The following is a 20,956-nucleotide window of genomic DNA, read 5'->3' as shown; positions in this document are numbered from 1 at the left end:
TAGTGGAGTTCGGTGTTTTTTGCGAGGTGTTCTATGTTTCTGTTTGTGATGGGTGAGTTGGTTTTATTGTTGAATTTTGGTTGTTTTATTTTGAAACTTTGTTAAAGAAATGCAATGTTGTATGAGTATATGTTTGGTTTTCCGTCCTCGGTTATGGGGCAGCAGGGGCAATATGGTTGCCCCTGCCGGCAAATGGCTCAGTTGTTTGCCTCAATCGTCACCTTCGGTACGGTAAATCGAAACTCGCTGCCCTGACCCTGCTTGCTCTCGGCTTCGATCCTGCCGCCATGCGCCTTAACGATGCCTTGGGTGATATACAGCCCCAGCCCGCTGCCGGTGGGGTTGTTTTCAGTCTGGGTCCAATAGCGATCGAACACATGGGGCAAATCGTCCGGCGCAATGCCCTCACCGGAGTCGCGCACCGAAAATACAATCTCCTCGCCGGCGCTCATGGCGCTGATGCCGATGTTGCCCTGGCGCGGAGTGAACTTGATCGCATTGCCGATCAGGTTCGACAGCACCTGGAACAAGCGCTCCGGGTCGGCCTTGATTTGCAGGCCAGGCTCGACATTGAACGACAGGTCGATGCCCTTTTCCGAGGCCAGGGGCGCCAGCAGCGAATACGCCTCTTCAAAAATCTGGCTGACGTCCAGCGCCACCGGCTTGACCACATAGCGCCCGGCCTCGATTTTCGAGGTGTCGAGCAAGTCTTCCAGCAACACGTTCATGCGCCCGGCAGCCTGTTGCATGGTGTCAATGGCGGAAGAAATGCGCCGTGAAGTGTGGGGGCCATCGGAGCTGAAGGCTTTTTGCATCATGCCGCAGAGCATGGAGATGACGGTCATGGGGTTGCGCAGGTCGTGGGAAACCACCGCGACCAGCTCGTCCCGCGCACGCACCGCTTGTTGCTCGCGCAGCACTTGGCGGGACAGGTCGTTCTCCAGGGCCGAGCGGCGCAAATCGTTGGCGGCAAACAGGTCGCCATGGCTCCACTTGGTGGAGATACCAGCCATTTCCACTTTCCAGATTTCAAACGAGGTGCGTGGGCGAAGGCGCATGCCCGCGTCGCAGGTTTCCAGATTCAGCGGCTTCTGCGGGTCGCCACTCCAGTGGATGTTCTCTTTGACTTCCGGGCGAAACCACAGCACCCCGTTATCCACAGGCTTGGGCAAGCTCATGGCGAGCACGCCGCTGGCCACGCTCTGGTATTCGGCGGCCGGCGGATAAACCGAGGCCAGGTTATGGCTGGAAAATACCGGTGCGCCGTCGCCCTGCAACCACTTGTGCAGCGCGCGTATCTGCGCCGGTTCCGGGCAGTTGCCGTAGCGGTGTAATTGCTTGTCTTCGATGATCGCCACGCCGCCGGAGAGGGTCAGGTCCATCAGCAGTCGGCCTTGCTGGGCCAAGCCGTCGAATACGTTATTGGCAGAGGCTTTCATCGCCCGATCCAGCAGCGCCAGCGCTTCGACTTTCTCGTCGCGCTGGCGGCTCAGCTCCAGGGCCTCCATGGCACTGATCTGCAATGACAACACCTGGCCGATGGTCTGGCAGGCCATGCGCAGGTCGTTGGGCACCAGCAGCGGCTCACGGTTGCCGCAACTGATCAGGCCCCAGAGTTTGTCGCCCTTCATCAGTGAAATACTCATGGACGACAACACGCCCATGTTCTGCATGTACTGGCAGTGAATCGGCGACACGCTGCGCAGGGTGGCGAAGCTCAGGTCCAGAGGCTGCCCGGTGTCCGGGCGCAATTTGGGCACCAGCGGTACCGGTTCGTAGGATGCATTCGGGATGATCCGTAGCCAGTTGGTGCGATACAGTTCGCGAGCCTGCTCGGGGATGTCGGACGCGGGGAAGAACAGCCCGTTGAACAATTCCATGGACGGCGCCGAGGCCTCGGCGATCACCTGACCATGGCCTTCCTCTTCGAAGCGATAGATGAGCACCCGGTCATAACCGGTCATGGCCTGGATTTCGTTGACGGTGATGGCGTAGAGCGCCTCCAAGGTCTTTGCCGATTGCAGGCGGTGCAGCATCTTGCCCAGGTCGCTGGTGCGGCCACTGTGCGCTCGGGGTTTGAAATCCTTGAGCCGTGGTTCGAATTCCAGCACTAACACGCCCTGATGGCGATGCAACAGGCCTTCGAACTGCTCACCCTTGAAGGTTATCAGCAGGGGCGGCGAGTCCAGGAATGCGCTGTCCTCGGCCATGGTTTGCACGGCCTGGGCGTACTCCTCGCCAATCAATCTGTGCAACGGTTGATCCAACAGCGCCTCGGGGGCGTGGCCGAACAACGTACCGACGTTGGCACTTACCTGAATGATGTTCAGGCCAGGTTCCGACAAGGTCAGCAGCACGCCGTGGGGCTGGATGGCCCCCGGAAAACGAATGGGTTCGTCGGCGCAGTTGGCAAGCAGCTCTTCAAAATCTTCGGGTTTCATAGCAATACCTCCTGGCTGTCGAGCCATTGCTCAAAGCCGCTGAATGTCGAGCGGGCCGCCATCACCGCGCGCACGGCGGCATCTGTATCCAGTGGCTGACGGCCCAGATAATCGAGGAAATCTTTCCAGCGCCGTCCGGTCTCGGCGCCGTATACATTGAGAAAGGCACCGCCGTTGTCGGCGTTCACATCCAGGCGCAGGGCTATTTCCCGGCGCAGCACTTGGCCGCCCAGGGTGGCGCCTTCCAGCACATACAGGGCGCCGAGGCACGCAGCCGGTGTGTCTAATAGGGGGAGCTGGGTACAGCGAGGCAGGGCATGGATGGCGTGCTCAGTCAGGCCGAGCGCGTGCAGGTCATGGACCAGGGTTGGCGTTTTCACACGCAACGCAGACTCATATCCGTCGGGAATCAAACCGCTGTCATACAGCGCCGCTTCCATTGGCTGATAAAAGCCGTGGTACGCCTGCAGCAAGCGCCGATACCACTGGGCATCCAGGCGCTCGGAAAAAAACGGCAGGCGCTGTTCCAACGCCACATGCAGCAGGCCCGTGCCCGTGCGCAACGTTTCCAACAAGGAGGGCGCACTAACGTCATGGGCCTGTGAATGCATTCAATGAGCTCGAACTGTGGGCCTGTCGGCCATGAATGACGCGTGAAAATGGGCGACGATTCTACACGACTCATTGTCGTCAGCTGAACGCAGAAGCGAAAAGGCTGACCAGCGGATCAGAAAAGTCGCTCCCTGCACCTTACATGACCGCAGAACTAGCCCTCAAGTTCGGTTGAAATGATATCGCGCTGCTATCAATCCCGGGACTGGCCCTAGTGCGTCAATGCTGTCTGCACGCACTCAAGCAAGTGGTCGGTACTCCAGGGCTTGGGCAGAAACCGCACGGAACTGCCCAGCTCGGCGGCGATTTTCGTATTACCTGAGGTCAGCACTACCTGTACTTCAGGCCACCGGTGGGCGACGACACGGCTCAAGTCATAACCATTGAGCAAGCCGGGCATTTGAATATCACTGACAATCAAATCCACCGGGTCATCGCCGCGCTCCAGGTAAATCATCCCTTCGTCTGCCGATGCAAACGATGTCACTACCGCACCAAAGTCTTCCAGCACATCCACCATCAACGCCCGAATGATCTCGTCGTCTTCCAATACCAAAATCGATGGCTGAGCCATGATCCTTACTCCACCATCAGGGGTTCAGTAAGGTGGAGTAGGGGTTGGGTATATAGGTTCGATTGGATGTTTTTTAAACGATGGGTGGTCATTTGGCTGCTTGTGAGCCATGGGCACGACAATCCGTTAAGGTGAACGCCACCCTGCCCTCCAAGGAATGCCATGTTCAACCGTAACCCACTCGTGCCTGAACTGATCGTCACCCGCCTTGGCGCGAGCCTGGCGTTCTGGATCGAACAGTTAGGTTTCGCTATTGCCTATCAGCGCGCAGAAGAAGGCTTTGCCTACCTCGACCTTAACGGCGCGCAAATCATGCTCGAACAATACGACCCCGAGGCCGGCCAGTGGCTTACCGCACCGTTGCAGCCCCCATTCGGGCGCGGCATCAACCTGCAAATCGATGTGCCCGCCGTAGCACCCATCCTGCAACGCTTGGCGCAGATCGGCTGGCCCTTGTTCCGCGATGTAGAGGACGCCTGGTACCGAGCCGGTGACGTGGAGGCCGGGCAGCGCCAGTTCATCGTGCAAGACCCGGACGGGTATCTGGTGCGTCTGGTGCAGCGGCTGGGAGAAAGGCCGGTCGAACAGGCATAATCCAAGGCAACAGCCGATAGGGAGACGTGAATGAAGTATGTGTTATTGACCCTCGCCCTGACCGTTATCGCCGCACCCGCGTTCGCTGCGGGCGACGCCGAGGCGGGCGGCAAATTGTTCACCAAGACCTGCGGCGGCTGCCACAGCATTGGTGAAGGCGCGCGGGGTGGTTTTGGCCCGGAACTGAACGGCATCATTGGCCGGCCTGCCGGTACCACTCAGGACTATCAGTATTCGGATGCGATGAAGAACTCGGGCGTGGTGTGGACGCGGGAAAAACTGGCGGCCTACATTGAAGACCCGAAATCGGTGGTCAGTGGCACGCGGATGATCTTCTGGGGGATCAGTGACCAGGAGAAGATTGAAAATATCCTGGCGTATTTGGAGACATTCCAGCCCAAGTGAGATGCCCAGGCTGGCACGCATCACCGTCCTCTGTCCTCTGTAGGAGCGAGCTTGCTCGCGAAAAGCTCACAGGCGTCGCATTCATTCAGGAAGCACGCGTGATCGTTGACGTTTTCGCGAGCAAGCTCGCTCCTACAAAAAAGCCTTGCTGAACCCGCGACGCAAGGTCCGGGTAAAAGGGTCGCGAGTTCAGCCAAGCACTCCCATAGCATCTTGGCATCGCGGGGTAGGTGCTCTGAAAAAATATCCCAATCAGAAAACTCAAGCGTATCAGGCATTTCTACCAAGCCGGTGATGGCGTCCCAAAAAGCATCCCAGTTTTGGCGATACCAGTTGGGAAAGTTGAGTGAAGTGCACAGCGTGGCGTGAAGTTCTTTGTGGTTCTGGATGCGGCTAAGGTCAATTTTGAAGAGGGATGAACGGGTCACTTGTGCACCATTTGCTTTTTCATCTGCTATAGCTCAGGCTGAATTCTTTGAGTCATTAGTCGTTTGAAACTTCGTAATCAAATGCGATGAAGTAGTCACTTTCTGAAAGAGCAATTTCATGAGAAAAGCGCGGCTGTATCACTGATAGCCATTCCCTGCGCAATTCAAACATGCCGTTATTGACTTCCGCTGCGCTCAACAACCCGAGCGTGGAAATCACCGAATAGTCATCTCCGCAGTCCGCTGAACTTTCCGTTCCTCTTAGCCTCTCTGTGGTTCTGTCGAACCATTCCAACCTTATTTTTAGTCCCATGTAGTCCTCACAAATATTTTTTGATGTTTCGTTTTTTGATCGGCCCTTTTAGCTGCTCGCCGCTTATGTGGTTGAACGCACCTATATGGCTCCCATCACTTGCTAGATAAACCTCCAGCTTCCCGTGCTGAGAGTTCCATTCATAGATCTTCCGACCTTTTTCCTCAATCCAGCGTTCTCTCAGCCCGGCGCCTCCTTGTCTGGGAGTCTTGGGTTTTGCTTTTATCAGTTTTTCAAAGCCAGTTATTTGTTCAGTGTCAGGCGCTTTGTGGTACTTGTGATCCCCAGCCTTGGCACCTACCACCACATACAGCGGCCGAACCCCCGACTCCGCCGGAAACACCAGAATAAAATCCCGATAGTCCGGTGGGTAAATAGGGTTAACCAGAATCTGCGCCGCCGTTCCCGTCGGTGGGTAGATCCAGATCACCGGTGCTTGCGGCGCAGCCTCCAATGCCGGAATACCTAAGGTGTCATTTGGATCAACGGAGGGCGTCCAGATCAGCTCTACGCCATTATTCAAATCTGCTACTAACTGGCCACTGCGGTTTTGAAATTGCACCACATCAATCATCTGCCAATCGGCATTGTTACCTGTGTAAAACCCATACCCCTTGAGCGTGCCGTCGTCGCGTTGCTCGATATGCAGCCGCATCTGCGAACGCGCTCGTTGCAGCGAACGCAATTGTTCCTCGTTGTAGAGCGCGCTATCACTTAGATCCGACGGCCAAGCCAGCGCTACCAACCCTGTCAACAGGCTACCAGCGACGGATGCGCTGACTGTGGCCGCCGATTCCAAAAACGCTGTACGCAATGCCAACTGCCCTAAGCCGGCTGGCAGTGCACTGCCGCTGATCTTGCGCAAGGCAACCGCGCCTCGGGCGTCCACTTCGCGCCCGCCCAACAGACTTAAATGGCTGTACTCCTTGATCAGTTCCAGTGGAACAAAACCGGTGGGGCTCGAGTAATGGGCGATACCGTCAGGCAGTTGGCATGGCTTGATGAAGACGCAGCTGGGAGGTTTGGCTGGTGTAGGTGGCGGGGCAGGGGATGGCTCGAAAAAATCGACAGTAGGCGAATACGGCATACGCGACGGTTGCCGGGTGAGGATTCGTCGCTTGAGTAACGCTTGTTCGGTGGGTGGATAAAAGCGTTCTGACATGACCGATTCACTTCCTTGCGCGAGGGAGTGAGCCTATGAGGGGGAGTCAGGAACCGATATCAGCTCAATTTTCAGTTGATGTGGGAAAAGTTGACTGGTACGTGAGTCGCCGGCATTGTTTCGAATATTGCGATTTTCGTTTGTTTCGTTTAGCGTTGGCCTCAACTGAATTGCGCAAGACCGGAGTTGCATCATGACCATCAACAACCTTCCAAAAACGATCCTTCCGCTGGAAAAAGAAGTCGAGGCGGCAGTGCAAGGCCAGCGTGAATTAGCGTCCCTATTGTCGACCAAATTTGAAACCCAGCGCATCGACATCTTCGACAAAGAAGATAAGCCACACAGGCTTGTACTCCCAACCTCCGCACTGCGCCTGCTGGTCGATATTCTGGGCGAATTGGCGCTCGGCAATGCCGTCAAGGTAGTGCCGGTTCATGCCGAGTTGACCTCGCAGGAGGCGGCCGACCTGCTTAATGTGTCACGCCCGCATTTGGTCAAAATGCTCGAGGACGGCGCTATCCCTTTTACAAAAACGGGTCGACATCGGCGAGTCCGCTTTTCGGATTTGATGGCGTTCAAGCAACGGCGTGACGAGCAAAGCCAAGAGGCAATGGAAGCGCTGGTTCAACAGGCCCAGGAGTTGGGAATGGGGTATGACGGATGAGGTGTTCGCCCTTTACTGCGGTATACGACGCTTGTGTTCTCTATCCTGCGGCACTTAGGGACTTACTCATGTGGCTTGGTTTGTCTGGTTTGTATCGAGCGCGATGGACTGCCCAGATTCAGGATGAGTGGAAGCGCAACGTACTCAAGAACCGACCCGATCTTACGGCGGCTCAGGTGGACTGCACGTCGGCGCTTATGGACATTGCGATACCTGACGCTCTGGTGACCGGATATGAGGACCTGTGTTCGAGTTTGGATTTACCAGATCCGGATGACCGGCATGTGTTGGCAGCGGCCATTCGAAGTAAAGCTGAGGTTATCGTGACCTTCAATTTGAAAGACTTTCCACCGCATGTATTGGCTGCCTATGACATTGAACCGATGCATCCGGATGACTTTATTTCGGATCTCTGGGATTTGGATCAGGCGGCATTGTTGGGAGCAGCGCAGAAGCAGAGGAGGGCGTTGAAGAAGCCCGCGATGGAGGCGGGAAGCTATCTCGAAATGTTGATGCGGCAGGGCTTGGTGCAGACTAGCAAGGCAATGGGACCTTATGAAATGATGCTGTGAGCAGGATGAGCCCGGTGTACGTCAGTTGAACCACAATAAAAAATACCTTGAAACGCCAATGTCTTTTTTATGCCTGCGGATCAACTCAGCAGGTGCTTGGAAATCAGACGCGAGATTTCCACGATCGAAGTTTTCCCAGTGAACTCGAACTTCACCTTCCCCAACGACGAAAAGTAAATCTCCAACTCCGAATCAAGATCAAACGTCCCGGACGTTTCCACCGAGTACGCCACGATGTTCTTGTACGGCAATGAGGTGAAGTCCTTCTTGCTGCCGGTAATTCCCTGCACGTTAACCGCGATGATGCGTTTGGTGGTGAACACGACGCCGTCGCGCATGGCCTTGTACGCGTCGACCACTTCTTCGCCGTCCAGCAGCAGGGCCGCTACGCGTTCGGCGTATTCGTTGTTTTGCTTGAGCTTGAAGAAGCCTTTGTTGTTGAAGTCGATCATGTGCCTGTCCTGGGTAAGTGGTGCCGTCGGTGTATGACGTTTTGCTTGCGGATCTGTATCTAACGCCTGGGCCTGCAAGCCCCTAGCATGACGCTCAACACGACCGCGTCGGCGAAGGATTTCACGCTGGCAGCTTAAAAAACCAGGAGCCAATCCATGCCTGATATGTCCAGCTTGCTCGCCTACGGCCTGATTTCACTCGGCATGGTACTGACACCGGGGCCGAACATGATCTACCTCATTTCCCGCTCCATCTGCCAGGGGCGCACGGCCGGGTTGATTTCCCTGGGCGGGGTGGCGCTGGGGTTTGTGGTGTATATGGTGTGCGCGGCGCTGGGTATCACGGCGTTGGTGATGGCGGTGCCGTTTGCCTACGACGCGCTGCGGCTCGGCGGGGCGCTGTATCTGATGTACCTGGCCTGGCAGGCGGTCAAGCCGGGTGGGCGTTCGCCATTCCAGGTGCGCGACTTGCCCAAGGACAGCCCGCGCAAGTTGGTTACCATGGGGCTGGTCACCAACCTGCTCAATCCCAAAGTGGCGGTGATGTATTTGTCGTTGCTGCCCCAGTTCATCGACCCGAACGGTCATGGCAGTGTGCTGGTGCAATCCCTGGCGCTGGGCTCCCTGCAGATTCTTATCAGCGTGAGCGTCAACGCGGTGATTGCCTGCATGGCGGGTTCCATCGCGGTGTTCTTCGTCACCCGGCCTGGTTGGCAGGTGCTGCAGCGCTGGCTGATGGGGTCGGTATTGATGGGCTTGGCGGTGCGGATGGCGGTGGAAGGGCGCAAGTAAGTCCACGTCACAGGATGGCTTTCAGGTAACCCTTGAGTGCGTGGAGCGGGGCGTCGAGTATTTCCAGGGTCGGTGCTTCGCGCACGTTCGTTGCGAGCCGCTGCAACTCGCGACCCATGACGGTATCGGCGCCACCCAGGGTGTCGAGTGCCAGAGACAGGCATTCATCGAGCTTCACTTGGATCTCGGCCAGGTTTCCCTGGCGCACCAACAACCCAAACACCTCGCGATCATAGCCCTCCATCACGGGATCATCGCGCAGCAACGGGCTGCCGTCGTCAGTCTCATGCACCAGCTTCAACGCAAACAACGCAACCGCTTCAAGCGTCAACTCCATGGTCCCGCTCCCTCCACTGCCACGCCTGGCACTTTTTTGCAGGCGAAAAAAAAGACCTTGAATTTCAAGGTCTTTCTTTAAGATGGTGCCCCGAGGGAGACTCGAACTCCCACTCCTTTCGAAAACGGATTTTGAATCCGCCGCGTCTACCAATTCCGCCATCAGGGCTCAATGGCGGCGAAGTATAGAGATGAGATTACCGTTGGTCAATCACGTTTCATGGTCTATTTTCACTATTTCCGCTAGACTTCCCGGCCCTGCTAGACGAACCCCATCATGCGCGTTGCTGACTTTACTTTTGAGCTCCCTGATTCGCTGATCGCTCGCCACCCTTTGGCCGAGCGTCGCGCCAGTCGACTGCTGACCCTGGACGGGGTCAGCGGTGCCCTCGCACACCGTCAATTCACTGATTTGCTTGAGCATTTGCGCCCAGGCGATCTGATGGTTTTCAACAATACCCGGGTGATTCCGGCGCGGCTGTTTGGCCAGAAAGCATCCGGCGGCAAGCTGGAAATCCTGGTGGAGCGGGTGCTGGACAGCCACCGCGTGCTCGCCCATGTGCGCTCCAGCAAATCGCCCAAACCGGGGTCGAGCATCTTGATTGAGGGCGGTGGCGAAGCCGAGATGGTCGCGCGCCACGATGCCTTGTTCGAGCTCAAGTTTGCCGAAGAAGTGTTGCCGCTGTTGGAGCGCGTCGGCCATATGCCGTTGCCTCCTTATATAGACCGCCCCGACGAAGACGCGGACCGCGAGCGCTATCAGACCGTGTACTCACAGCGCCTCGGCGCCGTCGCCGCCCCGACTGCCGGGCTGCATTTCGACCAGCCACTGCTGGATGCGATTGCCGCCAAGGGCGTCGACACGGCCTATGTGACCCTGCACGTGGGGGCCGGTACGTTTCAGCCGGTGCGTGTGGATAACATCGAAGACCACCATATGCACAGCGAGTGGCTGGAAGTCAGCCAGGACGTGGTGGATGCGGTGGCGGCGTGCAAGGCACGTGGCGGTCGAGTGGTTGCCGTGGGTACCACCAGTGTGCGTTCGCTGGAGAGTGCAGCGCGTGATGGCGTGCTCAAGCCGTTCAGTGGCGACACCGATATCTTCATTTTTCCAGGGCGACCTTTTCATGTGGTCGATTGCCTGGTCACCAACTTCCATTTGCCGGAATCCACGCTGTTGATGCTGGTGTCGGCATTTGCCGGTTACCCGGAAACCATGGCTGCCTACCAGGCCGCCATTGCTAACGAGTACCGTTTTTTCAGCTACGGTGATGCGATGTTTATCACCCGTAACCCGGCGCCGCGCGGCCCTGAGGACAACTTATGAGTCGTATGTCGTTTGAATTGCTCGCTACGGACGGCAAAGCCCGTCGCGGCCGCCTGACCTTCCCGCGCGGCACTGTGGAGACCCCGGCCTTCATGCCGGTCGGCACCTACGGCACCGTCAAAGGCATGTTGCCCCGCGACATCGTCGCCACCGGTGCCGAGATTATCCTCGGCAATACCTTCCACCTGTGGCTGCGCCCGGGCACGGAAGTGATCAAGAAGCATGGCGACCTGCATGACTTCATGAAGTGGCAAGGCCCGATCCTCACCGACTCTGGTGGTTTCCAGGTGTTCAGCCTGGGCGCCATGCGCAAGATCAAGGAAGAGGGCGTGACCTTCGCCTCGCCGGTCGACGGCGCCAAGGTGTTCATGGGCCCGGAAGAGTCGATGCAGGTGCAGCGTGACCTGGGCTCGGACATCGTGATGATTTTCGACGAGTGCACACCGTACCCGGCCGATGAAGACGTGGCGCGTATCTCCATGGAGCTGTCGCTGCGTTGGGCCCAGCGTTCGAAGAACGCCCATGGCAATAACACGGCGGCGCTGTTCGGTATTGTCCAGGGCGGCATGCATGAAAGCCTGCGCAAACGCTCGCTGGAAGGCCTCGACAAGATCGGCTTCGACGGCCTGGCCATCGGCGGTCTGTCGGTGGGCGAGCCCAAGCACGAAATGATCAAGGTGCTCGATTACCTGCCAGGCCTGATGCCCGCAGACAAACCTCGTTACCTTATGGGCGTTGGCAAACCGGAAGATCTCGTAGAGGGTGTGCGCCGCGGTGTGGACATGTTCGATTGCGTGATGCCAACCCGTAATGCCCGCAATGGGCATCTGTTCATCGATACAGGCGTGCTGAAGATCCGTAACGCGTTCCATCGCCATGATGATTCGCCGCTGGATCCTACCTGTGACTGCTACACCTGCCAGAACTTCTCCCGTGCTTATCTGCACCATCTGGACAAGTGTGGGGAAATGCTGGGTAGCATGTTGAATACCATCCACAATTTGCGTCATTACCAAGTCCTGATGGCTGGTTTGCGCGAGGCTATTCAACAGGGTACATTGGCCGCCTTCGTCGATGCCTTCTATGCCAAGCGTGGCCTCCCTGTGCCGCCCTTGGACTGAGTTTTCCGACCCTAAGATTCACTATTTGCAACTGGAGTGCTAAATGAGCTTTTTTATCTCTAACGCCATGGCTGACGCCGCTGCGCCTGCTGCTGCCGGCCCTATGGGCGGTGGTTTCGAGTGGATTTTCCTGGTCGGCTTCCTGGTCATTTTCTACCTGATGATCTGGCGTCCACAGGCCAAGCGCGCCAAAGAGCAGAAAAACCTGCTGGGCAGCCTGCAAAAAGGCGACGAAGTCGTGACCACTGGCGGTATCGCCGGCAAGATCACCAAGGTTTCCGATGCTTTCGTGGTACTGGAAGTCTCCGACACCGTGGAAATGAAGTTCCAGAAGGGCGCCATCGCCGCCACGCTGCCTAAAGGCACGCTCAAAGCGATCTAAGTAACAACCTTTACCAATCGACGGGGCGCGCAAGGCGCCCCGCGTTATAAGCGGGCGGCGTGATGCTGAACAAATACCCTCTGTGGAAATACGTACTGATCCTGGCGGTGCTGGCGATCGGTTTTATTTATTCCGCTCCCAATCTCTATCCTGATGACCCGGCGATCCAGATCTCTGGCGCCAGCACTTCGCTGCAGGTCAATCAGGCTGATCTGGACCGTGCGAGCAAAGCGCTCAACGACGCGGGCATCCAGGTTAAAGCGGCAACCTTGGCGGCTGGTTCCAAAGGCGGCTTGTTGCGCCTGACCAAGCAAGAAGACCAATTGCCGGCCAAGGATGTCGTACGCAAGGCCATGGGTGACGACTACGTTGTCGCGCTCAACCTGGCCCAGACCACGCCACAATGGCTGCGCAGCATTGGCGCGCACCCGATGAAGCTGGGTCTGGACTTGTCCGGTGGTGTGCACTTCCTGCTGGAAGTCGACATGGACAAGGCCCTGGACGCACGTCTGAAGGTCTACGAAGGCGACGTGAAGAGCCTGCTGCGCAAAGAGAAGCTGCGTTATCGCAGCCTGCCGCAGCTCAACGGCGCCATCCAGCTGGGCTTTGCTGACGAAGCATCCCGCGAACAGGCCCGTGCGCTGATCCGCAAGAACTTCAATGACTTCGACATCGTACCGGCCGACCTCAATGGTCAAGCGGTGCTGCGTCTGGCGATGAGCCCGGCCAAGATCGCTGAAATCCGCGAATACTCCATCAAGCAGAACCTGACCACGGTCCGTAACCGCGTCAACGAGCTGGGTGTCGCCGAGCCGATCGTGCAGCGCCAGGGCGCCAACCGCATCGTGGTTGAGCTGCCAGGCGTACAGGACACCGCTGAAGCCAAGCGTATCCTCGGCAAGACCGCCAACCTGGAGTTCCGTCTCGCGGCAGACCCAGGCGCTACGCGTGCCACTTCCGAAGAATTCGAATTCCGCGAAGGCAACCGCCCTCCAGCGCTGATCGAGCGTGGCTTGATCATCACCGGTGACCAGGTGACCGACGCCAAGGCCGGTTTCGGCGAGCACGGCACGCCTGAAGTGAACATCCGTCTGGATGGCCACGGTGGCGAACTGATGAGCCGCGCCACGCGCAGCAACGTCGGTCGCAGCATGGCGGTGATCTTCATCGAGCAACGCCCGGTGACCACCTACACCAAGCAGATGGTCAATGGCGTCGAGAAAGACGTGCCAGTGCAGACCTTCAAGGAAGAGAAGAAGATCATCAGCCTGGCGACCATTCAGTCGCCGCTGGGTGCTCAGTTCCGTATCACTGGCCTGAACGGCCAGGGCGAGTCTTCCGAGCTGGCGTTGCTGCTGCGTGCCGGTGGCCTGGCGGCACCGATGTACTTCGCTGAAGAACGTACCATCGGCCCGAGCCTGGGTGCCGACAACATCACCAAGGGTGTCGATGCGGCGCTGTGGGGTATGTTGTTCGTGTCGCTGTTCATCATCGCCATCTACCGCTTCTTTGGTGTGATCGCCACTGTCGCCCTCGCGGGCAACATGGTGATGCTGCTGGCCTTGATGTCGTTGCTGGGCGCCACACTGACCCTGCCAGGTATCGCCGGTATCGTACTCACCATGGGTATGGCGGTGGACGCCAACGTGCTGATCTTCTCGCGGATTCGTGAAGAGATCGCCGCCGGCATGACCGTACAGCGTGCAATCAACGAAGGCTTCGGCCGGGCATTTACCGCGATCCTCGACTCCAACCTGACCACCTTGTTGGTCGGCGGGATTCTCTTCGCCATGGGCACGGGCCCGGTGAAAGGCTTTGCGGTGACCATGTCCCTCGGGATCTTTACCTCGATGTTCACGGCCATCATGGTGACCCGCGCAATGGTCAACCTGATCTTTGGCGGGCGTGACTTCAAGAAGTTGTGGATTTAAGGGGCTGCCATGTTACGTACAATCAACTTCATGGGCGTTCGCAACGTTGCGTTCGGCGTCACCGTGCTCCTTACCGTTCTGGCGTTGTTCAGCTGGTTCCATAAGGGCCTGAACTACGGCCTGGACTTCACCGGCGGTACGCTCATCGAGCTGACCTACGAGAAGCCGGCCGACGTTACCCTGGTGCGCAGCGAGCTGGTCAAGGCCGGCTATCACGAAGCCGTTGTGCAGAGCTTCGGCGCCACCACAGACCTGTTGGTGCGCATGCCTGGCGAAGACCCGCAACTGGGTCACCAGGTAGCCGAGGCCTTGCAAAAGGTGGGTGGCGACAACCCGGCATCGGTCAAGCGCGTCGAGTTCGTCGGCCCGCAAGTGGGTGAAGAGCTGCGCGACCAGGGCGGCCTCGGCATGCTGATGGCGCTGGTCGGCATCATGATCTACCTGGCTTTCCGCTTTCAGTGGAAGTTCGGTGTCGGCGCCATTGTGTCGCTGATCCACGACGTGGTCGTGACCGTGGGTATCCTGGCCTACTTCCAGATCACCTTCGACCTGACCGTACTGGCGGCTGTGCTGGCGATCATTGGTTACTCGCTCAACGACACCATTGTGGTCTTCGACCGGGTTCGTGAGAACTTCCGCGTGCTGCGCAAGGCGACGTTGATCGAGAACATCAACATCTCCACCACGCAGACCCTGCTGCGGACCATGGCGACGTCGATCTCCACCTTGCTGGCGATTGCTGCGTTGATGATCTTCGGTGGCGACAACCTGTGGGGCTTCTCCCTGGCGCTGTTTATCGGCGTTCTGGCGGGTACCTACTCGTCGATCTACATCGCCAACGTGGTGCTGATCTGGCTGAACCTCAACAGCGAAGACTTGATCCCTCCTGCCGCTACCGACAAGGAGGTCGACGACCGTCCTTGATGGGCGTTTGTTGATCCGCTGTTACAAGAAAGGCGCGAGTATTGAACTCGCGCCTTTTTTTTTGCTCCAAGGCTGGGTATAGCGCGGATCTTTCGGTCCGCTTGTGATGGTCAGGAGGTTCATGTGAACAAGTCGTTGCTGGTTGGTGCGGTATTGGGTGCTGTCGGTGTGACTGCCGGAGGCGCTGTTGCCACCTACAGCCTGGTAAAAAGCGGCCCTGAGTATGCGCAAGTACTGGCGGTGCAGCCGGTTAAAACCCAGATCAAAACCCCGCGTGAGGTCTGCAAGGACGTCACCGTGACCCGGCAGCGTCCGGTGCAGGACCAACATCAAATCGCCGGTACCGTGGTGGGTGCCCTTGCGGGTGGCCTGCTGGGCAACCAGATTGGTGGCGGTAACGGTAAGAAGCTGGCCACCGTGGCCGGTGCGGTCGGTGGTGGCTACGCCGGTAACAAGGTTCAGGAAGGTATGCAGAACCGCGATACCTACACCACTACGCAAACTCGCTGTAACACCGTTAACGACATCAGTGACAAGGTGGTCGGTTATGACGTGCGTTACAACCTGGACGGCAAGGAAGGTACCGTGCGTATGGAGCGCGACCCTGGTAGCCAGATCCCGGTGGATAAGGAAGGTCGTCTGATCCTGGGTCAGAACCAGCAGTAATCCCCAGGTCTGGTTTCGATCCAAATGTGGGTGCTGGCTTGTCTGCGATAGCGGTGGGTCAGTAACTAATCAGTTGGCTGGCAGCCCGCCATCGCAGGCAAGCCAGCTCCCAGATTGGATTGTATTGAATCAGTTGGAATTGGTTTTTTGCTAAATCCCACGCATAAAAAAAGCACCCCGCGGGGTGCTTTTTTGTGCTCGCTCGCTTAGCGCTTCAGCGAAGCCGGCAGGTGCGGCTGGATCGCCGTCAGTACTGCCTTGAAGCATTTGGTGTTGCCAGCCACGACGTGGCCTTTCTCCAGGAAGTCATGACCACCGGTGAAGTCGCTCACCAGGCCGCCTGCTTCCTGAATCAGCAGGGCGCCTGCTGCCATGTCCCACTCGGACAGGCCCGACTCCCAGAACGCATCAAAGCGACCGGCGGCTACATACGCCAGGTCCAGGCTGGCTGCACCGGCACGGCGGATGCCGGCGGTCTGGCCAACCAGGGCGCGGAACATGCCCAGGTAGTTCTCCAGGTTGTCCATCTGGTCGTCACGGAACGGGAAGCCGGTACCCAGCAGGGCGCCTTCCAGGCTGGTGCGGCCGCTGACACGCAGGCGGCGGCCGTTCAGTTGGGCGCCACGGCCACGGCTGGCGGTGAATTCTTCCTGGCGAACCGGGTCCAGCACAACGGCGTGTTCCAGGCGGCCACGGTATTTGCAGGCGATGCTCACGGCAAAGTGCGGGATGCCGCGCAGGAAGTTGGTGGTGCCATCCAGTGGGTCGATGATCCACAGGTAGTCTTCACCTTCGCCACTGCCTTTGTGCAGGCCGGTTTCTTCACCGAGGATGCCGTGGGTAGGGTAGGCCTTGCGCAGGGCGTCGATGATTTTCTGTTCGGCGGCGCGATCCACCTCGGATACATAATCCTTGGCGTCTTTTTCGTCGACCTTGATGGTATCCAGGCGCTCGATGGAGCGGAAGATCAATTCACTGGCGCTGCGGGCGGCGCGCAGCGCGATATTCAGCATGGGCTGCATGGATAGGTCACCTAAGGTTGTTAAAGAAAGCCGAGCATTCTAGCAGAAACTTTCCTCAGGTGAAGGACGACGTTCGCTTTCATGGCATAACCTTAGGCGGTTCTGTAAGATTTGCTCCCCTTTCCTGTGTCCGCGAGCGCCTCCCTTGCTGCAAAACATTCGTGTCGTCTTGGTCAATACCAGTCATCCCGGCAACATCGGCGGGGTGGCGCGAGCCATGAAAAACATGGGGCTGACGCGCCTGGTGCTGGTCGAACCGCGGGTATTCCCGCACCACGAGGCTGATGCCCGTGCGTCCGGCGCCAATGACTTGCTTGAAAATGCCCAAGTGGTCGCCACCTTGGAGGATGCCTTGGTCGGCTGCAATCTGGTGCTCGGCACCAGCGCCCGTGATCGTCGTATCCCTTGGCCGCTGCTGGATCCGCGTGAATGCGGCACCAAAATGGTGGAAGAGGCTGCTGGCGGTGCTGAAATCGCCTTGGTATTCGGCCGTGAAGACTCCGGCCTGACCAACGAAGAGCTGCAGCGATGTCATTACCACGTGCATATTCCCTCAGACCCTGAGTTCAGCTCGCTGAACCTCGGGGCTGCGGTGCAGGTGCTGACTTATGAAGTGCGCATGGCCTGGCTGGCCGCTGCTGGCCAGCCGAGCAAAATGGAAAAGGAAGAGGTTGCATCGACCAAAAGTGGCGAGTTGGCCACCATGGACGAGCTGGAGCGGTTCTATGAGCACCTGGAGCAAACCCTGGTCGCCATCGAATTCCTCGACCCTGAAAAGCCACGGCACTTGATGGCGCGCCTGCGTCGTTTGTACGGCCGCAGCTCGGTGAGCCGGGCTGAAATGAACATATTGCGTGGCATCCTCACGGAAACCCAGAAAGCGGCCCGTGGTGAGCTTCTTGAGCGGAAGGATTAAAAATGTTCGAGCGTTTGCGAGAAGATATCCAAAGTGTTTTCCACCGTGACCCGGCGGCGCGCAACGCCTTTGAAGTGCTGACCTGCTACCCGGGCATGCACGCGATCTGGATCCACCGCTTGTCCGGCGCCCTGTGGGGCATGGGCTGGAAGTGGCTGGCGCGGCTGGTATCGAACTTTGGGCGTTGGTTGACCGGTATTGAGATCCATCCGGGTGCCAAGGTAGGTCGTCGGTTCTTTATCGACCACGGCATGGGTATTGTGATTGGCGAGACGGCCGAGATCGGCGATGACGTCACCCTCTATCAAGGTGTGACGCTCGGCGGCACCACCTGGAACAAGGGTAAGCGCCACCCAACGCTGGGCGATGGCGTGGTAGTAGGGGCGGGCGCCAAGGTGCTCGGGCCGTTTACCGTGGGTGCCGGCGCCAAGGTTGGCTCCAACGCGGTAGTGACCAAGGCTGTGCCGCCGGGTGCTACGGTTGTGGGTATTCCTGGCCGCATCATCGTCAAGCCGCAAGTCGGTGATGAGCAAGAGGCCAAGCGCAAGGCGATGGCGGAGAAGATTGGTTTCGATGCCTATGGCGTCAGTGAAGATATGCCCGACCCGGTGGCTCGTGCGATTGGTCAATTGCTTGATCATTTGCAGGCGGTGGACGGCAAGCTGGAGGGTATGTGCGGGGCGCTGAAGGAGTTGGGCAGCCCGTACTGTGCCAAAGACTTGCCTGAACTGCGTGAGGAAGATTTTGCTGAAATCAAGGACGAAGCCGCTACCACCAAGGCAGGCTGAACGCGGCCTCTTGTGGGAGTTGGCTTGCCTGCGATTGCGGTGGGCCAGCAACCTATAAGCAAGCTGATAGACAGCTATCGCAAGTAAGCCAGCCCCACATTTGATCTCCATTGGCTCGGTGGTCTTGCAGCAGGCCTGGTTGCGCTGTTCGATCCTACCCCATCCTGCTATGATTCGCGCGCCCTTTTTACGGGTAATCCTGACTAAAGTACTAGGTCTTATAGTTGACTTAAATACTCGGGAATCGCATACTTGCTCCCATTCTGAAACACCTTGGTACTTGTCCATGAGACTGACTACAAAAGGCCGATACGCGGTGACCGCCATGCTCGACTTGGCCTTGCACGCGCAAACTGGGCCGGTGTCCCTGGCCGATATCTCCGAGCGCCAAGGCATTTCCCTGTCCTATCTCGAGCAGTTGTTCGCCAAATTGCGCCGTAGCAATCTGGTTTCCAGCGTTCGCGGTCCGGGTGGCGGCTATCAGCTGTCCCGCGACATGCAGGGTATTCAGGTGGCCCAGGTGATCGACGCGGTCAACGAATCCGTCGATGCCACCAAATGCCAGGGTTTGGGTGACTGCCATGCCGGCGACACCTGCCTGACACACCACTTGTGGTGTGACTTGAGCCTGCAGATCCATGAGTTTTTGAGTGGTATCAGCTTGGCTGATCTTGTGACTCGCCGTGAGGTGCAAGAAGTAGCCCAGCGTCAGGACCAGCGCCGTTGCAACACCAAGGCGCCGCGTCTGGACAAGATCGAAGCGTCCGCCGTCGAGTGACAGCCGAAGAGCTAACGGCACGCCAGCCAGCCTGATTTAGGAGAAAGTCCATGAAATTGCCGATTTACCTTGATTACTCAGCGACCACCCCGGTTGATCCGCGTGTCGCGCAAAAAATGAGCGAATGCCTGCTGGTCGACGGAAACTTCGGCAACCCGGCCTCCCGTTCCCACGTATTCGGCTGGAAAGCCGAGGAAGCGGTCGAGAACGCTCGTCGCCAGGTCGCTGACCTGGTCAATGCCGACCCGCGCGAAATCGTCTGGACCTCCGGTGCCACCGAGTCCGACAACCTGGCTATCAAGGGCGCGGCGCATTTCTACGCGACCAAAGGCAAACACCTGATCACCACCAAGATTGAGCATAAGGCTGTCCTGGACACCATGCGCCAACTGGAGCGTGAAGGTTTCGAGGTCACCTACCTTGAGCCAACCACCGACGGTATCGTCACCCCGGCCATGATCGAAGCTGCGATGCGTGAAGACACCATCCTGGTTTCGGTGATCCACGTGAACAACGAAATCGGCACGATCAACGACATCGCCGCCATCGGCGAGCTGACCCGCTCCAAGGGTGTGTTGCTGCACGTCGACGCTGCTCAGTCCACCGGCAAGGTCGATATCGACCTGTCCAAGCTGAAAGTCGACCTGATGTCGTTCTCGGCCCACAAGACTTACGGCCCCAAAGGCATCGGCGCGCTGTACGTGAGCCGCAAGCCTCGCGTGCGCATCGAAGCCACCATGCACGGCGGCGGTCACGAGCGCGGCATGCGTTCGGGCACCCTGGCGACCCACCAGATCGTCGGTATGGGCGAAGCTTTCCGTGTAGCCAAGGAAGACATGGCTGCCGAAAACGTGCGCATCAAGGCCCTGAGCGATCGCTTCTACAAGCAGGTCGAAAACCTTGAAGAGTTGTACATCAACGGCAGCATGACCGCCCGTGTACCGCACAACCTGAATTTGAGCTTCAACTACGTTGAAGGCGAGTCGCTGATCATGGCGCTCAAGGACCTGGCGGTATCGTCCGGTTCGGCCTGCACCTCGGCGTCCCTTGAGCCTTCGTACGTACTGCGCGCCCTGGGCCGCAACGACGAACTGGCTCACAGCTCTATCCGCTTTACGTTCGGCCGCTTCACCACTGAAGAGCAAGTCGACTACGCCGCGCAGAAGGTCTGCGAAGCCGTCAACAAGCTACGCGTTCTGTCGCCACTGTGGGACATGTACAAAGACGGTGTCGATATTTCCAAGATCGAGTGGGCGGCACACTAACTATAGAAGCCGCCACCCAAGCTCTGTAGGAACGTGGCGGAAAACGCAGGCGTTTCTACAGGGTTCCAGAGCGGCCCTGATGAGTGAGGATTCAGTACCATGGCTTACAGCGAAAAGGTCATCGACCACTACGAAAACCCGCGCAACGTCGGCAAGATGAACGCGGAAGATCCAGATGTCGGCACCGGCATGGTCGGCGCCCCGGCGTGCGGCGATGTGATGCGCCTGCAGATCAAGGTCAACGATGCTGGCGTTATTGAAGACGCCAAATTCAAGACTTACGGCTGCGGTTCGGCCATCGCATCCAGCTCCCTGGCGACCGAATGGATGAAAGGCAAGACCCTGGATGAGGCTGTCACTATCAGCAACACCCAGCTGGCCGAAGAACTGGCGTTGCCGCCGGTGAAAATCCACTGCTCCGTACTCGCTGAAGATGCCATCAAGGCAGCCGTTCGCGACTACAAGCAGAAGAAAGGCTTGATCTAAGCATT

25 protein-coding genes and 1 tRNA gene are annotated in these 20,956 nt (G+C 58.0%); 16 read left to right on the top strand and 10 right to left on the bottom strand.

Going from position 1 to position 20,956, the window contains the following annotated elements:
- Positions 1–197: 197 nt before the first annotated feature.
- The 3 genes from BT204_RS14545 to BT204_RS14535 all read right to left on the bottom strand — a co-directional run bounded on the left by BT204_RS14545 (position 198) and on the right by BT204_RS14535 (position 3,627).
- Positions 198–2,441 carry an ATP-binding protein gene (locus BT204_RS14545; protein ID WP_057975057.1) on the bottom strand — a complete coding sequence of 748 codons (2,244 nt, stop codon included), beginning with the start codon at positions 2,439–2,441 and terminating at the stop codon, positions 198–200.
- Positions 2,438–3,052: a biliverdin-producing heme oxygenase gene (locus BT204_RS14540; RefSeq protein ID WP_054897819.1), complete on the bottom strand. Its 615-nt coding sequence runs from the start codon at positions 3,050–3,052 to the stop codon at positions 2,438–2,440. The genes BT204_RS14545 and BT204_RS14540 overlap by 4 nt, the downstream gene beginning before the upstream one ends.
- Before the next feature lie 212 nt (positions 3,053–3,264).
- Positions 3,265–3,627, bottom strand: a complete 363-nt coding sequence (locus BT204_RS14535) for a response regulator (protein ID WP_003194033.1) — start codon at positions 3,625–3,627, stop codon at positions 3,265–3,267.
- Positions 3,628–3,789: 162 nt separating this feature from the next.
- On the opposite strand from BT204_RS14535, the gene BT204_RS14530 reads away from it, so the two are divergent.
- On the top strand, positions 3,790–4,221 hold the full coding sequence (locus BT204_RS14530; RefSeq protein ID WP_072435022.1) for a bleomycin resistance protein: 432 nt from the start codon (positions 3,790–3,792) through the stop codon (positions 4,219–4,221).
- Positions 4,222–4,251: 30 nt separating this feature from the next.
- Positions 4,252–4,626, top strand: a complete 375-nt coding sequence (locus BT204_RS14525) for a c-type cytochrome (protein ID WP_034128041.1) — start codon at positions 4,252–4,254, stop codon at positions 4,624–4,626.
- Positions 4,627–4,646: 20 nt separating this feature from the next.
- On the opposite strand, the gene BT204_RS14520 is transcribed toward BT204_RS14525, so the two are convergent.
- From BT204_RS14520 to BT204_RS14510, 3 genes are read right to left on the bottom strand one after another with little or no spacing between them, the layout of a single operon-like run.
- Positions 4,647–5,054, bottom strand: a complete 408-nt coding sequence (locus BT204_RS14520; RefSeq protein ID WP_345769710.1) for a barstar family protein — start codon at positions 5,052–5,054, stop codon at positions 4,647–4,649.
- Between the two features lie 55 nt (positions 5,055–5,109).
- Complete coding sequence (locus tag BT204_RS14515; RefSeq protein ID WP_072447236.1) at positions 5,110–5,367, bottom strand: colicin E3-like toxin immunity protein; 258 nt, start codon at positions 5,365–5,367, stop codon at positions 5,110–5,112.
- A 7-nt stretch (positions 5,368–5,374) separates the two neighbouring features.
- Positions 5,375–6,529, bottom strand: coding sequence for an S-type pyocin domain-containing protein (locus BT204_RS14510; RefSeq protein ID WP_072447235.1), 1,155 nt, complete (start codon positions 6,527–6,529; stop codon positions 5,375–5,377).
- 193 nt (positions 6,530–6,722) lie between these two features.
- On the opposite strand from BT204_RS14510, the gene BT204_RS14505 reads away from it, so the two are divergent.
- Both BT204_RS14505 and BT204_RS14500 read left to right on the top strand, forming a co-directional pair.
- Positions 6,723–7,193, top strand: coding sequence for a helix-turn-helix domain-containing protein (locus tag BT204_RS14505; RefSeq protein ID WP_054922011.1), 471 nt, complete (start codon positions 6,723–6,725; stop codon positions 7,191–7,193).
- The gene (locus tag BT204_RS14500) at positions 7,190–7,765 is read left to right on the top strand and encodes a PIN domain-containing protein (protein WP_072447233.1); all 576 of its coding nucleotides are present in this window, start codon (positions 7,190–7,192) and stop codon (positions 7,763–7,765) included. The genes BT204_RS14505 and BT204_RS14500 overlap by 4 nt, the downstream gene beginning before the upstream one ends.
- A gap of 80 nt (positions 7,766–7,845) precedes the next feature.
- On the opposite strand, the gene BT204_RS14495 is transcribed toward BT204_RS14500, so the two are convergent.
- Positions 7,846–8,217, bottom strand: coding sequence for a PH domain-containing protein (locus BT204_RS14495; protein WP_014719840.1), 372 nt, complete (start codon positions 8,215–8,217; stop codon positions 7,846–7,848).
- A 156-nt stretch (positions 8,218–8,373) separates the two neighbouring features.
- Between BT204_RS14495 and BT204_RS14490 the strand changes: the two genes are divergently transcribed.
- Positions 8,374–9,009, top strand: coding sequence for a LysE family translocator (locus BT204_RS14490; RefSeq protein WP_054897816.1), 636 nt, complete (start codon positions 8,374–8,376; stop codon positions 9,007–9,009).
- A 7-nt stretch (positions 9,010–9,016) separates the two neighbouring features.
- Here the strand turns inward: BT204_RS14490 and BT204_RS14485 are convergent, their stop codons facing one another.
- A complete protein-coding gene (locus BT204_RS14485) occupies positions 9,017–9,346 on the bottom strand; it encodes a hypothetical protein (RefSeq protein WP_072447231.1) in 330 nt (109 codons plus the stop codon).
- An 83-nt stretch (positions 9,347–9,429) separates the two neighbouring features.
- Positions 9,430–9,514 (bottom strand) — tRNA-Leu (locus tag BT204_RS14480).
- Between the two features lie 108 nt (positions 9,515–9,622).
- Between BT204_RS14480 and queA the strand changes: the two genes are divergently transcribed.
- The 6 genes from queA (at position 9,623) to BT204_RS14450 (ending at position 15,696) form a co-directional block, all read left to right on the top strand.
- Positions 9,623–10,672 (top strand): tRNA preQ1(34) S-adenosylmethionine ribosyltransferase-isomerase QueA, encoded by a 1,050-nt coding sequence (gene queA, locus BT204_RS14475; protein WP_034128030.1) that lies wholly within the window; start codon positions 9,623–9,625, stop codon positions 10,670–10,672.
- A gap of 5 nt (positions 10,673–10,677) precedes the next feature.
- Positions 10,678–11,793, top strand: coding sequence for a tRNA guanosine(34) transglycosylase Tgt (gene tgt, locus BT204_RS14470; RefSeq protein WP_175550971.1), 1,116 nt, complete (start codon positions 10,678–10,680; stop codon positions 11,791–11,793).
- 43 nt (positions 11,794–11,836) lie between these two features.
- On the top strand, positions 11,837–12,175 hold the full coding sequence (yajC, locus tag BT204_RS14465; protein WP_003175975.1) for a preprotein translocase subunit YajC: 339 nt from the start codon (positions 11,837–11,839) through the stop codon (positions 12,173–12,175).
- Between the two features lie 62 nt (positions 12,176–12,237).
- On the top strand, positions 12,238–14,106 hold the full coding sequence (gene secD, locus BT204_RS14460) for a protein translocase subunit SecD (protein WP_003194025.1): 1,869 nt from the start codon (positions 12,238–12,240) through the stop codon (positions 14,104–14,106).
- A 9-nt stretch (positions 14,107–14,115) separates the two neighbouring features.
- On the top strand, positions 14,116–15,030 hold the full coding sequence (secF, locus tag BT204_RS14455; protein ID WP_003194024.1) for a protein translocase subunit SecF: 915 nt from the start codon (positions 14,116–14,118) through the stop codon (positions 15,028–15,030).
- A gap of 123 nt (positions 15,031–15,153) precedes the next feature.
- Positions 15,154–15,696: a glycine zipper 2TM domain-containing protein gene (locus BT204_RS14450; protein ID WP_003194023.1), complete on the top strand. Its 543-nt coding sequence runs from the start codon at positions 15,154–15,156 to the stop codon at positions 15,694–15,696.
- A 206-nt stretch (positions 15,697–15,902) separates the two neighbouring features.
- Here the strand turns inward: BT204_RS14450 and suhB are convergent, their stop codons facing one another.
- Entirely contained in the window at positions 15,903–16,718 is an 816-nt protein-coding gene (gene suhB, locus BT204_RS14445) for a type III secretion system regulator SuhB (RefSeq protein ID WP_005791195.1), read from the bottom strand.
- 145 nt (positions 16,719–16,863) lie between these two features.
- Here suhB and trmJ point away from each other — a divergent pair, with 145 nt between their 5' ends.
- From trmJ to iscU, 5 genes are all read left to right on the top strand, one after another.
- Positions 16,864–17,634 carry a tRNA (cytosine(32)/uridine(32)-2'-O)-methyltransferase TrmJ gene (gene trmJ / locus BT204_RS14440; RefSeq protein ID WP_054922019.1) on the top strand — a complete coding sequence of 257 codons (771 nt, stop codon included), beginning with the start codon at positions 16,864–16,866 and terminating at the stop codon, positions 17,632–17,634.
- Between the two features lie 2 nt (positions 17,635–17,636).
- Entirely contained in the window at positions 17,637–18,422 is a 786-nt protein-coding gene (gene cysE / locus BT204_RS14435) for a serine O-acetyltransferase (protein ID WP_034128028.1), read from the top strand.
- A gap of 286 nt (positions 18,423–18,708) precedes the next feature.
- On the top strand, positions 18,709–19,200 hold the full coding sequence (iscR, locus tag BT204_RS14430) for a Fe-S cluster assembly transcriptional regulator IscR (RefSeq protein ID WP_003194020.1): 492 nt from the start codon (positions 18,709–18,711) through the stop codon (positions 19,198–19,200).
- Positions 19,201–19,250: 50 nt separating this feature from the next.
- Positions 19,251–20,465, top strand: coding sequence for an IscS subfamily cysteine desulfurase (locus BT204_RS14425; RefSeq protein WP_003194019.1), 1,215 nt, complete (start codon positions 19,251–19,253; stop codon positions 20,463–20,465).
- Positions 20,466–20,564: 99 nt separating this feature from the next.
- The gene (gene iscU, locus BT204_RS14420; RefSeq protein WP_003175965.1) at positions 20,565–20,951 is read left to right on the top strand and encodes a Fe-S cluster assembly scaffold IscU; all 387 of its coding nucleotides are present in this window, start codon (positions 20,565–20,567) and stop codon (positions 20,949–20,951) included.
- Positions 20,952–20,956 lie beyond the last annotated feature (5 nt).

Origin of the sequence: Pseudomonas sp. NFPP02 (assembly GCF_900119355.1) — a bacterium.
Lineage (GTDB): Bacteria > Pseudomonadota > Gammaproteobacteria > Pseudomonadales > Pseudomonadaceae > Aquipseudomonas > Aquipseudomonas paracarnis.
Note: the sequence above shows the minus strand (reverse complement) of the source record. Positions and strands in the feature narration are given on the sequence as shown.